The organism is Micrococcus sp., assembly GCF_034179925.1.
Classification (GTDB): Bacteria; Actinomycetota; Actinomycetes; order Actinomycetales; family Micrococcaceae; genus Micrococcus.
Genome location: NZ_JAXFPG010000003.1, coordinates 110,317 through 122,848, shown reverse-complemented (window position 1 = coordinate 122,848; position 12,532 = coordinate 110,317). Strand labels below are relative to the sequence as shown.

Sequence of the window (12,532 nt, the reverse complement as noted above, 5' to 3'; positions counted from 1 at the left end):
CGCACCTCCACGTGGAGGTGCGGGGCCGACGTCGTGCAGTGGGGGTCAGTCGAACTGCGGGTTCGTGGTGCGGGCGCGCTTGATCTCGTAGAAGTACGGGTACCGGGCCAGACGGACGGCGGCGTCGAAGATCTCGCCGGCCTCCTCGCCGCGGGGGATGCGGGTCATCACGGGGCCGAAGAACGCGGTGCCGTCCATGGAGAGCACGGGTGTGCCGACGTCGTCGCCCACGAGCTCCTCGGCTGCCCGCTGCTTGGCGCGCAGGCCGTCGTCCTCGGCGTCCGTGGTGGTGGCCTCGAGGATCGGGGCCGGGTCCAGGCCGAGGCGCTCGGCGGCGGCGGTGAGGGCGGACTCGTAGTCCTTGTCGCCTTCGTTGTGGATCCGGGTGCCCAGGGCCGTGTACCACTCGCCCAGACGCTCGGGGTGCTGGGCCCCGACGAACTGGGTGGCCCGGCCCGGGATGAGGCCGCGGTCGGTGTGGCGGCGGTAGGCGGGGTCCAGGTCCCGGCCCTCGTTGAGCATGTAGAGGGACATCTGCTTGAAGGTCACGGAGACCTCACGCACCTTTTCCACCTCGAGGATCCACCGGGAGGTGACCCACGCGAAGGGGCAGGTGGGGTCGAAGTAGAACTCGACGACGGGCGTTGCTGCGTTCTCAGTCATGGGCGGTCCTCTCGGGTCGGGTCGGTCAGGCTGAGCGGCGGCGGCGCTTGCGCTCCACCTCGGCCGGGATCAGGGTGGCCTCGGCCTCCCCGCGGACGGTCTGCGCGGTGATCACCACGGTGCCGACGTCCTCGCGGGAGGGCAGGTCGAACATCACGGGCTTGAGGACGTCCTCCATGATGGAGCGCAGTCCGCGGGCCCCGGTGCCGCGGGCCTCGGCGAGGTCCACGACGGCGTCCAGCGCCGCGGGCTCGAATTCGAGCTCCACGCCGTCCATGAGGAACATCTTCTGGTACTGCTTCAGCAGGGCGTTCTTCGGCTCGGTGAGGACTCGGACGAGCTGGTCATGGGTGAGGTCCTCGACCGTGGTGATCACGGGCAGGCGGCCGATGAACTCGGGGATGAGGCCGAACTTGAGCAGGTCCTCCGGGCGGACGTCCGCGTAGGTCGTCTCCCCGGCGCCGTGCTGGTGCAGCGGGGCCCCGAAGCCGATGCCCTTGCGGCCGGCCCGCGAGCCGATGATCTCGTCCAGGCCGGCGAAGGCGCCGGCCACGATGAACAGCACGTTGGAGGTGTCGATCTGCAGGAACTCCTGGTGCGGGTGCTTGCGCCCGCCCTGCGGGGGCACGGAGGCCACCGTGCCCTCGAGGATCTTCAGCAGCGCCTGCTGCACACCCTCACCGGAGACGTCCCGGGTGATGGAGGGGTTCTCCGACTTGCGGGAGATCTTGTCGATCTCGTCGATGTAGATGATCCCCTGCTCGGCCCGCTTGACGTCATGGTCGGCGGCCTGGATGAGCTTGAGCAGGATGTTCTCCACGTCCTCGCCCACGTAGCCGGCCTCGGTGAGGCTCGTGGCATCGGCGACGGCGAAGGGTACGTCCAGCATCCGGGCCAGGGTCTGCGCGAGGTAGGTCTTGCCCGAGCCGGTGGGGCCGACCATGAGGATGTTCGACTTGCCGACTTCCACGTCGGCGAGGTCGTCCCGGCCCTCAAGACGCTCGGCGAAGTCCGCGCTGCGGCCCTGCGGGGCCCGCACCCGCTTGTAGTGGTTGTACACGGCCACCGCGAGGGAGCGTTTGGCGGCCTCCTGGCCCACCACGAACCGCTCGAGGTGGTCGAAGATCTCCTGCGGCGTGGGGAGGGTGAACTCGCTGGCCTCCGTGGCCTCGCCGAGCTCCTCCTCCACGATCTCGTTGCACAGCTCGATGCACTCGTCGCAGATGTAGACGCCCGGGCCCGCGATCAGCTTGCGGACCTGCTTCTGGCTCTTGCCGCAGAACGAGCACTTGAGCAGGTCTGCGCTCTCGCCGATGCGCGCCATGGGGTCTCCTCGGGTCCGGGGGCAGGAGGCGCCGCCCGGCAGGGGGCGACGCCGTCGTCTCGGGGTCCAGGATACGACCCGGCCCCGACGCGTTACGGCGCGGGTCGGGCCGGCCCCGTCCCGTCCCCCGAGTGGGGCGGGACGGGGCCTGTGGAGGCGTCCGCCGAGGTCAGGCGGACGGACGGGTGATCTTGCGCGAGGCCAGGACCTCGTCGACCAGGCCGTACTCCTTCGCCCCCTGGGCGGAGAGGAACTTGTCCCGGTCGATGTCCCGGGAGACCTCCTCCGGGGTGCGGTCGGACAGGGAGGCCAGGGTCTGCTCCATCCACACGCGCATGCGGTTGATCTCGTTGGCGTGGATCTCCAGGTCCGTGGCGGTACCGCGGTCACCCTGCATCGCCGGCTGGTGGATCAGCACACGCGCGTTCGGCAGCGCCAGGCGCTTGCCGGGGGCGCCGGCGGCCAACAGGACGGCGGCGGCCGAGGCGGCCTGGCCCAGGCACACGGTCTGCACCTCCGGGCGGATGAACTGCATGGTGTCGAAGATGGCCGTCATGGCGGTGAAGGAGCCGCCCGGGGAGTTGATGTAGAGCGTGATGTCCCGCTCCGAGTCCATGGCCTCCAGAACGAGCAGCTGGGCCATGATGTCGTCGGCCGAGGCGTCGTCCACCTGGGAGCCGAGGAACACGATGCGGTCCTCGAACAGCTTGGCGTAGGGGTCCTGGCGCTTGAAGCCGTACGGGGTCCGCTCCTCGAACTGGGGCAGGATGTAGCGGGCGCTCGGAGTGGGCAGGGCGGGGGCCCCGGTGGGGAGCCCGGCGGGGAACGAGGTCATTCTGGTCTCCTGAGGATGAGGTCTGGAACGGTCCGGTGCGGGGCTCAGCCCTCGACGCCGCCGCCGCCGGCGACGGTGGAGGCGTGCTCGGCGATGTGGTCGATGAACCCGTACTCGAGCGCCTCCTGGGCGGTGAACCACTTGTCGCGGGCGTTGTCCTCGAGGATGGTCTCCACCGACTGACCGGTCTGCTCGGCGGTGAGCTCGGCCATGACCCGCTTCATGTGCAGGATCAGCTGGGCCTGGATGCGGATGTCCGACTCCGTGCCGCCGATGCCGCCGGAGGGCTGGTGCATCAGGATGCGCGCGTGGGGCGTGGCGTAGCGCTTGCCCTTGGTGCCGGAGGCCAGCAGGAACTGGCCCATGGACGCCGCCAGGCCTGTGGCCACGGTGACGACGTCGTTGGGGATGTACTGCATCGTGTCGTAGATGGCCATGCCCGCGGTGACGGAGCCGCCCGGGGAGTTGATGTACAGGTAGATGTCCTTCTCGGGGTCCTCCGCCGAGAGCAGGAGCAGCTGCGAGCAGATGGCGTTCGCGTTGTCGTCGCGCACGTCCGAGCCCAGCCAGATGATGCGCTCCTTGAGCAGCCGGTTGTAGAGGTAGTCCTCGCGGAGCGTCGGGTCCACCGACGTCATGCGGGGGGTGATGTCCGTCATCACTGCTGCCTTCCTGTCGATACGGGGGACGGGAGCCTCCGCGCCGGCCCTCCCAAACGGGGGCGACGACGCGCGGGGGTTCCCGGATCGTGCTCGAGACTAGCCCGAGCGGGGGCACCCGGGCGCGGGCCGCCGCACCGTTTCGCTGTCGGCGTCGCCGTCGGACGGTTCAGCCCCATCCGCTCGGCGAGCGCTTGAGCACGGGCCCCTGGGGCGCGATCTCGGCGTGGTGCACGCCGGACAGGTCCAGGTGGGTGTCGATGACGTCGACGAGGTCCCCCGCGGAGGATGCCACCACGTTGGCGACCAGGGACGTCGGCCCGGACGTGGCGGCCACGAAGCGAACCTCGGGCAGGTCCGCGAGGATCCGCCCGACCCGCCGGATCGCCCCGGGTGCGGCGGTGATCCACACCAGGGCGTCCCCGTCCTCGCCCAGGGCCCGCACGTCCACGTCGGCCTCGAAGTACACCACCCCCTCCTCGACCAGCTGCGCCCGTCGGCGGCTGGCCGTCGAGGGGCTCAGTCCGGTGGCGTGCGCGAGCTGGGCGAGGCTGGCGCGCCCGTCCGCGGCGAGGGCGTCCAGCAGGGCGCGGTCGGCGGCGTCGAGGGGGCGGGGAGCACGGTCCACGGCCCTCGAGGACCCCCACACCCGGAGCAGCTCGACAACGCGCGTGCGCTCGGCTCCGCGCCGCCCGGTGAGCCCGGAGAGCACGACGTCCTCCCCGCGCCCGGAGGTCACCAGGCCGGCGGTCAGCTCGGTGCCGTCCGCGCTGAGGCGGACCCATCGGGAGTGGGGGAAGCCGGCGACGACGGCGCCGAGGCGGGCCATCGCCGTCGGCGTGCCCACGGTGCGGGTGAGCCAGGCCAGTCGACCGTCGAACCCGGGGACGGTGCGCCCGCGCACCCGCACGACGTCCCGGTCACGGAGGGCGAGGTAGCGCCGGGTGACGGTGCGGTCGCTGACCCCGAGCCGTTCGGCCCAGACGGTGTAGGGGGCGGCGGGGTCGGCCACCACCTCGGCGATCAGCCGCCGGTCGAGCCCGTCGAGGGCCGGGGCCCCCGGCCGTGATCGGGCGCTTCCCCGTGCGTCCTGCAAGACGACCCTCCTCTCCGTCGCTTCACCCCGGATTCTCGCCATGGTATGTCGGATTCTTGCACATGGCTTCGCATCCTTCCTCTGCCCTGGTGGCCTTCCGGCCATGACCACTGCTCCGATCTCCTCCCCCACCGCCCTGACCGCGGTGGGGGCCTTCGCCTGCCTCGTCGTCGCCCTGCAGCAGACCCTCGTGGTGCCGGCCGTGCCCGGCCTTCCGGCGGAGCTGGGCACCTCGGCGGCGGCCGTCTCCTGGCTGGTGACCGCCACGCTGCTCTCCGGCGCCGTCGCGACGCCGATCCTCGCCCAGCTCTCGGACCTCTTCGGCCGCCGGCGCATCATGCTCGTCGCCATGACGGCGGTGCTGGTCGGCTCCGTCATCGCCCCGTGGGGCGGACTCGGCACGCTGATCGCCGGCCGCGCCCTCCAGGGGCTGGGGACCGCCGTCGTGCCGGTGGCGATGTCCCAGATGCGCGACAGCCTGCCCCCGGACCGGATCCCCAGGGCGCTGGCGATCCTCTCGGCCGTGCTCGGCGTCGGCGGCGGCCTGGGCATCCCCCTCGGTGGCCTGATCACCACGACCCTCGGCTGGCCCTGGCTCTTCTGGGTCTCGGCCCTGCTCTCCGTCGCGTCCCTGGTGGCGATCGGCCGTGTGATCCCCCGCGGCTCCGGCTCCGCCCACGCCCCCTTCGACCTCACCGGGTCCGTGCTGCTGGCCCTCGGCCTGCTCGCACTGCTCACCGGGGTGTCCCAGGGCAACGCCTGGGGCTGGACCTCCCCGCTCACCCTGGCCCTGCTCGTCCTCGGCGTGCTCGTGCTGCTCGGATGGGGCGTGTTCGAGCTGCGCACCCCCGCCCCGCTGGTGGACCTGCGGGCCACGGCCGCCCGCCCGGTACTGCTGACGAACATCGCCTCCCTGCTGCTGGGCATGCTCATGTTCGCCAACCTGCTGCTCACCACCCAGCAGCTCCAGAACCCGACGGAGGCCGGCGGGTTCGGCTGGGACGCCACCGCGGCCGGGCTGGCCATGCTCCCCAACGCCGCCGCCATGCTCGTGGTCGCCCCGCTCACGGCGTGGCTGGCCCGGCGCCGCGGCCCGCGCGGGGTGCTGGCCGTCGGCGGCGTGGTGACTGCCCTGGGCTACCTGGGCCGGCTGCTGTTCACCGGGGACGCCCTCGGCGCCGTCGTCTGGGCCACCGTGATCGGCGTCGGCGTCGGCATCGGCTATGCGGCCCTGCCGATGCTGATCGCCGCCCACGCCGAACCGCGGCAGATCGGCGCCGCCAACGGCATCAACGCCCTGACCCGCGCGATCGGGACAGCCGTGGCCTCCGCGGGTGTCAGCGCCCTGGCCGTCCTGCTGTCCGTCCCGGTCGCCGGCCACCGGGTCCCCGGCCCGGCCTCCTTCGCGGTCTCCGGCGGGGCCGCCGTCCTCGTGGCCGTACTCGTGGCCCTCTGCGCCTCCGGCATCCGCGCGGTCCGGCGGCACTGACGTCCGCCCGCCCCGTCTGCGACGATCACCCCATGAGCGAACCACCCCTCGCCCCCGGAGCGATCGACACCCACGCCCACGTCTACCCGGACGCCTACCTCGATCTGCTCGAACGCGGCGGCCGGGACCCGGAGACCACGCGCATCGCCCGCGGGATGGGGGCCGGATCCGGCGAGGCCGAGATCGCCGCCCGGCTCGCCCTCATGGACCGAGCCGGGGTGGGGGTGCAGGTGCTGGCGGCCACCCCGCAGTCCCCCTCCCTGGCGGACCCGGAGGACGCGGCCCGAGCAGCCCGCTGGATCAACGACGAGTACCTGCGCCTGCAGGCGGCCCATCCGGACCGGTTCCTCATCTACCTCGCCCTTCCCCTGCCGCATGTGGCCGAGTCCCTCGCCGAGCTCACCCGGCTGCTGGACGGCCCCGAGCCCGCAGCCGGCGTCGTGGGGGTGAGCCTGCCCACCGTGCTCCCGGACGGCACCGTGCCCGCCGATCCGCGTCTCGATCCCGTCTGGGAGGACCTGGACCGCCGCGGGCTCGTGGTGAACCTCCATCCCACCGGCTCCGGGGCCGGCAGTCCGCTCATCGCGGACCACGGCCTGGCCTGGGTCAACGGCGCCCCGGTGGAGGACGCCACCGCGGTACTCCAGCTGATGGCCGCCGACCACCTCCGGCGGTTCCCGCGCGCCCGCCTGCATGTGGCGCATCTGGGCGGCGATCTGCCGTTCCTGGCCCAGCGTCTTGAGGACAACCACGAGGACTGGGGCCAGTTCCCGGCCTCCCCGCGCACCATGCTGCGGCAGATCCACTACGATGCGGCGAACTTCCACGAGCCGTCCCTGGCGATGACCGCCGAGACCGTGGGCGCCGAGCAGATCCTCGCCGGCTCCGACTTCCCCTATTTCCAGGACGCGAAATACGTCCGGGCGTTCGAGTACGTGCGCACCTCGCGTCTGTCCCCCACCGAGCGGGACGGGGTCCTGGGTGCCAACGCGCGGCGACTCTACGGTCTCTGAAGCGTCTCGGGACAGCCCCCGCCCCGGCAGGGGCACCATCCCCCGACGACGACGGCGCCCCTCACCTCGTTGCGGAGGTGAGGGGCGCCGTCGTGGTGCATGCGGCCTACGGCCGCGGCGGGATCAGGCCTCGTCGGTCTCGGCGGCCTTCTTCTTGGCGGGGACCTTCTTCTTGGCCGGAGCCTTCTTCGCGGGCTTCTCCTCGGCCGGGGCCTCCTCGGCGGACTCGGCCTCGGCGGCGTCCACGGCCTCCTGGCCGCCCGGGGTCACGAAGGCGCGCAGGTCCACGGTCTTGCCCTCAGTGTCGGTGACCTCGGCGTGCTCGAGGACCTTGGCCAGGGCCTTGCGGCGGCGAACCTCACCCATGACCATCGGGATCTGGCCGGCCTGGTCGAGCATCATGGCGAACTGGTTCGGGTCCATGCCGTACTCGGCGGAGGTGGCCATGATGTACTCGATGAGCTCGCCCTGGTCCACGGTCACGGACTCGGCCTCGGCGACCTCGTCGAGGATGATCTCGTTGGCGAACGCCTCACGGGTGTTCTTCTCGAGCTCAGCGCGGTGCTCGGCGGTGTCGTGCTCGTCGCCGGCGCCGCGGCCGGCGGAGAAGTGCTGGTCGACCTGCTCGGCGATGACGCCGTCCGGGACCGGCACCTCCACGAGCTTGCCGAGCTCCTCGAGCACCTTGTCGCGGGCCTCGACGCCCTGACGGTTCACGGCGGCCTCAGCGGCCTTCTTCTTCAGGTCCTCCTTGAGCTCGTCGATGGTGTCGAACTCGGAGGCCAGCTGAGCGAACTCGTCGTCGGCCTCGGGCAGCTCGCGCTCCTTGACGGCCTGCAGGACCAGCTTCACGGTGGCGGTCTCGCCGTCGTGCTCACCGCCGGCGAGGGTGGTCTCGAAGGTGGCGTCCTCACCGGCGGAGAGACCGTCGAGGGCCTCGTCGATGCCGTCCAGCATGGTGCCGGCACCCACCTGGTAGGACAGGCCCTGGGCCTGATCGACCTGCTCACCGTCCACGGTGGCGGTGAGGTCCATGGTCACGAAGTCGTCCTTCGCGGCCGGGCGCTCCACATCCTTGAGGGTGCCGAAGCGGGAGCGCAGGGCGTCCAGCTGGGCCTGCTCGTCCTCGGCGGTGGCCTCGGCGGGCTCCACGGTCACCTTGATGCCCTTGTAGTCGGGCAGCTCGATGGTGGGGCGCACGTCGAACTCGGCGGTGAAGGTCACCGGGCCCTCGGGGTTCTCGGCGTCCGGGGTGGCGGTCACGTCCACCTCGGGGCGGGAGATCGGGGTGGCCTCGGCCTCGGCGACGGCCTGGCCGAACCAGGTGTTCAGGCCCTCGTTCACGGCCTGGTCCACGACGACCTCGCGGCCGAAGCGCTGCTCGATCAGGCGCGCCGGGACCTTGCCGGCACGGAAGCCGGGGATCTGCACCTGCTTGGCGATGTCCTTGAAGGCCTTGTCCAGGACCGGCTTCACCTCCTCGAACGGCACCTCGACGGTCAGCTTGACGCGGGTCGGGCTGAGGTTCTCTGCGGTGGACTTGACCACGGACGGCTCCTGTTGAATCGGTATGGATCGGACGTCGAGTCGGGGTGACAGGATTTGAACCTGCGGCCTCACGCTCCCAAAGCGCGCGCTCTACCAAGCTGAGCTACACCCCGGCGGCGGGCTCCGGGCCGGGCAGTCCCGGCAACGGGGCGCCAGCACCCGAGACTCTGCCCGAGGGCAGACTGTGGAAGCCTACCGCGAGCCCCGCTTCCCCGTGAAAACCCGGCAGCACCCGGGCCCAAGACCACCGGATCGCATGCTAGGGTGGTCGCCGCTGGACCGCTTCCACGGCGGCCCGCGGGGATGTAGCTCAATGGTAGAGCCCCAGTCTTCCAAACTGGCTACGCGGGTTCGATTCCCGTCATCCCCTCCACTGGAAAACACCTGGTCAGGGCTCGGATTCGTCCGGGCCCTGACGTGCATTCGGGGTCGGGAAACGCGCCCGCGTGGCCCACTATGGCCGCCCGGACTCCCCCTGACCGACGGACCTCAGTACTGGCCGAGGTCGCCCAGGTAGGTCATGTCCGCGATCACGATGGACTGCACACCGCTGCCAGCCTGGTTGTCCAGGGCAATCGTGACGGAAGTGACGGGGCCGGGCACGACGACGCGCGCCGAGCCCGAGGCCTCACCATTCGGCACGGTCAGCGGCGAGGAGGCCGTGGCGTTCCCGACGGTCCCGGTGCGGGCCTCGATCACCGGGGAGGGCGTCACCACCACGGTGTCATGGAAGCCGTGGGAGCCGGCGTTGCCGTTGGTGTCGATGCCACGGAGGGTGAAGCGCACGTCCCGGACGGGCACGGGGAATGTGAGGGTCACTGTCTGCGGGGAACCACCGCCGTAGTTCGCGCTGCGGGCCCGGGAGGAGATGGTCAGCCCCGTGCCACCGCCGGTGGCGGAGAGATTGCCTGCCACGGGGGTTCGGCTCGGCCCCACAGAGGAGTTCACTCGAATCACGTCGGCGGGGGCACCCTCAGCCGGGACGGACCCGACCGCCGTCGTGGTGCCGGTGCTGTCCGCCCGGAAGGCGACGGTGTGGGTGACCCACGGGGAGGCGGCCGCCACGGGTGCGGCGGCCACGGCGGCGACAGCCGGCACCGACCACACCAGGCCCTTGAGGACGGTCGAGCGGGGCAGTTCGGATAGCGGACGGGCGGCATCGGTCACAGTGGACTCCTGACTGAGGGGCGCAAGCCACGATCCCGGGGCCCGCATGGTCTGTCACACCCAACCTACAAGCTCATGTCGAGAGATGCGCGACTGCGCCGCTCTACGACCACCCCCGTGCATGATGGTCTCCATGGGGAAGGACGAGAGGACAGGGGCGCACATGTCACCGTCGGACCGGCGCCCGTGGCGCCATCGGGTGCTGGAGGACGACGTCTCACGGACGACGGCGCTCGCGTTCGTCGCCGCCGCGGTCGCGGCGGGCGCGAGCCTCCTGATGGTCGCCACACCGCTGGGTGACGTCCTGGGCCTCGGCGAGGTGCGGCACTCCGTCTGGATCTCCGGGATCCTCACACTCGGCCTGCTGTGGGCGGTCCTCTCCCTGGCGGAGGCCGTCGTCCTGCACCGGTGGCTCGGCCGCCGCGGCTCCGAGGACCTCCACACACTGCTGCGGACCCGTTCCCGCGGCCCGAGGGAGTCGGTCAACCCGGTCGGCTGGCGGGCCCTGCTGCTGGGCGAGTCGAGCACGCTGGGCACCACCGTCACCTTCTCGGTCATGGCGATGCTCGTGGTGGTCGCGTCGATGTGGATGCCCGAGGTCCGCGGCATCCCTGCCATGCGGTTCCTGGCCGTCGTCACGGTCCTGGCCTGCTGGACGAGCATCGTCCTGGCACAGGCGCTGCGCTATGCCCGGCTGGCCGCCCATCACGACCCGCAGGCTCCACGGGCCGAGGGGGAGTCCGCCGCTCCCCCGCTGCGCTTCCGCGGCTCGGATGCCCCGGTGTTCTCCGACTACGTCTCGCTGTCCCTGACGCTCTCCACGATGATGGGCGCCCAGGACGTCGAGTTCTCCGGTCGATCCGCACGCACCGCGGTCCGCGAGCATGCGGTGGTCGCGTTCCTCTTCAACTCCATGATCATCGCGGCGCTGGCCTCGCTCCTGCTCACCGTCTCCTGACCACGCGCGGGAGCACGACGGCGGCCCCTCGGCCTGCCGGACGACCCGTCACCGCCGGCAACCCCGGCAGCTCATCATGTCTGGCAGACCGTGCAGCGGTAGAGCTTGCGGGCGGCCATCTCCTCCATCACGATCGCGTCCTGCCCGCACCCCCGGCACACCGTGCCTTGCCGGTGGTACACGTAGTTCGCGTACTCGGGCCAGGCGTCCTCGTCGGAGACGCCAGGCCGGTCCTCCGGGCGCACCGTGACGATCCGGCCCAGCCGCACGCCGTGGCGCATCAAGAGCCGGTTGTCCTCGTAGAGCGCGCGCAACGCCTCCGCGTCGAGGGAGGACGCGGGCGTCCACGGGTCGATCCCGGCCCGGAAGAGGGACTCGGCCCGGTAGATGTTCCCGATGCCGCCCACCCGGACCGCTTCCTGCTCTACCTCTCCCTCCCGCTGCCCCACGTCGATGAGACCCTCGCGGAGCTCGGCGACGCGGTCTCAGATGAGCTCCGACAGGGACGAGTGGGCGTGGGCGTTCATGGGTGCTCCTCCTGGTCTGGGACGGTGTGGGGGCGGTCGGCCGCGGTGGCGAGGCCGTCCGCCACGACGCGTTCGATGACGGACACGGCTCGGGCCGGGCCGTCGAGGCCGGCCATGCGCTCGCTCAGGCCGGAGGCGCTCCGGCGCAGGGCCCCGTCGGTCAGGAGCCGGCGGACGACGTCCGGCATACGTCCCCGGGTGACGTCCGAGCGACGCAGACGGAGTGCGTTGCCCAGGCGAACGCACTCGTCGACGTTCCAGCGCTGCTCGGCCTGCATGGGGTACCCCGCGAAGGGGACGCCGGCGAGGCAGGCCGCCTGCACCGTGCCCTCCCCTCCATGGATGACCGCGGCGTCGATCCGGCCGCGCAGCCGATGCTCCGAAACGACGCCGACGCGGTGCACGCGGTCGCTCAGACCGGCTGCGACGTCCGCCGGGATCTCCACACCCCCGCCGACGAGGAGGTCGATCCCCGTGGCGTCCAGCTGGGCCAGGACCCGTCCGAGCACCTCCGGCGAGCCCGAGGATCCGAAGCTGACGTAGACGAGCGGGTGCGGCGCGTCGCGCTCCTCGAGGAAGGCGGGCAACGGGGCGGGCGAACGGTAGTGGACGGGGCCGACCGCCACGTCATGGCAGTCGAGGGGTCGCCGGTCCAAGGCCGGGGGCAGCGATGCGATCAGGTCGACGTCGGACGTCATGGCCTCGACGAGCGGACCCGGGAGGCGCACCCCGTACTCGGCCGCCACCCGCGACAGGCTCTTCGGCTTCCAGGTGATCAGCCGGGCGGCCCACCGGAGCGGCCCCGGCGCGCGGTAGCCGTCGTCGACGTCGAGGAAGTACGACCTCGACATGTAGTACGGCCGCACGTAGAAGAGGGGCACGCCCCCGGCCCGGGCCGAGATGAACATGGTGGGATTCGACCCGATCACCGCGGCGTCGGCGTCGTGGATCGCCGCCAGCTCCCCCGAGACCCGCCGGCGGACCGTGTCCAGGTCGAAGGGGTGGGAGATCCCGCGGCCCTGGTCGAAGTCCATCACCTGGCGCGCCTGTTCCGGCGTCATCACCGGAGAGCCGAGTCGGACCGCATGGCCGGCCTCTTCGATCAGCCCCAGATATCGATCGGAGTAGACATGGAAGCTCGTCTCGTGACCGGCGGCGCGGGCGGCCCCCGCGACCTCGATGCAGCGAGTGGTCTCGCCCAGGTTGTAGCTCTCGGGTGAGAAGACGATGCGCATCAGTTCTCCTCTCCTGTT

At 71.6% G+C, this 12,532-nt stretch carries 12 protein-coding genes and 2 tRNA genes; 4 read left to right on the top strand and 10 right to left on the bottom strand.

What is annotated here, in order from left to right; all coding sequences use genetic code 11:
• Positions 1 to 45: 45 nt before the first annotated feature.
• The 5 genes from SPI96_RS00775 to SPI96_RS00755 form a co-directional block, all read right to left on the bottom strand.
• Entirely contained in the window at positions 46 to 663 is a 618-nt protein-coding gene (locus SPI96_RS00775; protein WP_321080454.1) for a disulfide bond formation protein DsbA, read from the bottom strand.
• 25 nt (positions 664 to 688) lie between these two features.
• Positions 689 to 1,987, bottom strand: coding sequence for an ATP-dependent Clp protease ATP-binding subunit ClpX (gene clpX, locus SPI96_RS00770; RefSeq protein ID WP_321080453.1), 1,299 nt, complete (start codon positions 1,985 to 1,987; stop codon positions 689 to 691).
• 169 nt (positions 1,988 to 2,156) lie between these two features.
• Positions 2,157 to 2,822: an ATP-dependent Clp protease proteolytic subunit gene (locus tag SPI96_RS00765; RefSeq protein WP_321080452.1), complete on the bottom strand. Its 666-nt coding sequence runs from the start codon at positions 2,820 to 2,822 to the stop codon at positions 2,157 to 2,159.
• 44 nt (positions 2,823 to 2,866) lie between these two features.
• The gene (locus tag SPI96_RS00760; protein WP_321080459.1) at positions 2,867 to 3,460 is read right to left on the bottom strand and encodes an ATP-dependent Clp protease proteolytic subunit; all 594 of its coding nucleotides are present in this window, start codon (positions 3,458 to 3,460) and stop codon (positions 2,867 to 2,869) included.
• Positions 3,461 to 3,650: 190 nt separating this feature from the next.
• A complete protein-coding gene (locus tag SPI96_RS00755; protein ID WP_321080451.1) occupies positions 3,651 to 4,577 on the bottom strand; it encodes an AsnC family transcriptional regulator in 927 nt (308 codons plus the stop codon).
• 103 nt (positions 4,578 to 4,680) lie between these two features.
• On the opposite strand from SPI96_RS00755, the gene SPI96_RS00750 reads away from it, so the two are divergent.
• Complete coding sequence (locus SPI96_RS00750) at positions 4,681 to 6,066, top strand: MFS transporter (RefSeq protein WP_321080450.1); 1,386 nt, start codon at positions 4,681 to 4,683, stop codon at positions 6,064 to 6,066.
• Between the two features lie 32 nt (positions 6,067 to 6,098).
• Positions 6,099 to 7,079 (top strand): amidohydrolase family protein, encoded by a 981-nt coding sequence (locus SPI96_RS00745; protein ID WP_321080449.1) that lies wholly within the window; start codon positions 6,099 to 6,101, stop codon positions 7,077 to 7,079.
• Between the two features lie 123 nt (positions 7,080 to 7,202).
• On the opposite strand, the gene tig is transcribed toward SPI96_RS00745, so the two are convergent.
• Together tig and SPI96_RS00735 are read right to left on the bottom strand one after the other, a co-directional pair.
• Positions 7,203 to 8,627 carry a trigger factor gene (gene tig / locus SPI96_RS00740; protein ID WP_321080448.1) on the bottom strand — a complete coding sequence of 475 codons (1,425 nt, stop codon included), beginning with the start codon at positions 8,625 to 8,627 and terminating at the stop codon, positions 7,203 to 7,205.
• A 39-nt stretch (positions 8,628 to 8,666) separates the two neighbouring features.
• Positions 8,667 to 8,740: transfer RNA gene (locus tag SPI96_RS00735), tRNA-Pro, on the bottom strand.
• A 186-nt stretch (positions 8,741 to 8,926) separates the two neighbouring features.
• On the opposite strand from SPI96_RS00735, the gene SPI96_RS00730 reads away from it, so the two are divergent.
• A tRNA-Gly gene (locus SPI96_RS00730) sits at positions 8,927 to 9,000 on the top strand.
• Between the two features lie 116 nt (positions 9,001 to 9,116).
• On the opposite strand, the gene SPI96_RS00725 is transcribed toward SPI96_RS00730, so the two are convergent.
• The gene (locus SPI96_RS00725) at positions 9,117 to 9,794 is read right to left on the bottom strand and encodes a hypothetical protein (RefSeq protein WP_321080447.1); all 678 of its coding nucleotides are present in this window, start codon (positions 9,792 to 9,794) and stop codon (positions 9,117 to 9,119) included.
• A 163-nt stretch (positions 9,795 to 9,957) separates the two neighbouring features.
• Between SPI96_RS00725 and SPI96_RS00720 the strand changes: the two genes are divergently transcribed.
• Positions 9,958 to 10,752, top strand: a complete 795-nt coding sequence (locus tag SPI96_RS00720) for a DUF1345 domain-containing protein (protein WP_321080446.1) — start codon at positions 9,958 to 9,960, stop codon at positions 10,750 to 10,752.
• Positions 10,753 to 10,826: 74 nt separating this feature from the next.
• Here the strand turns inward: SPI96_RS00720 and SPI96_RS00715 are convergent, their stop codons facing one another.
• Both SPI96_RS00715 and SPI96_RS00710 read right to left on the bottom strand, forming a co-directional pair.
• A complete protein-coding gene (locus SPI96_RS00715; protein ID WP_321080445.1) occupies positions 10,827 to 11,159 on the bottom strand; it encodes a hypothetical protein in 333 nt (110 codons plus the stop codon).
• Between the two features lie 116 nt (positions 11,160 to 11,275).
• Positions 11,276 to 12,514 carry a glycosyltransferase gene (locus tag SPI96_RS00710; RefSeq protein ID WP_321080444.1) on the bottom strand — a complete coding sequence of 413 codons (1,239 nt, stop codon included), beginning with the start codon at positions 12,512 to 12,514 and terminating at the stop codon, positions 11,276 to 11,278.
• Positions 12,515 to 12,532: the final 18 nt, after the last annotated feature.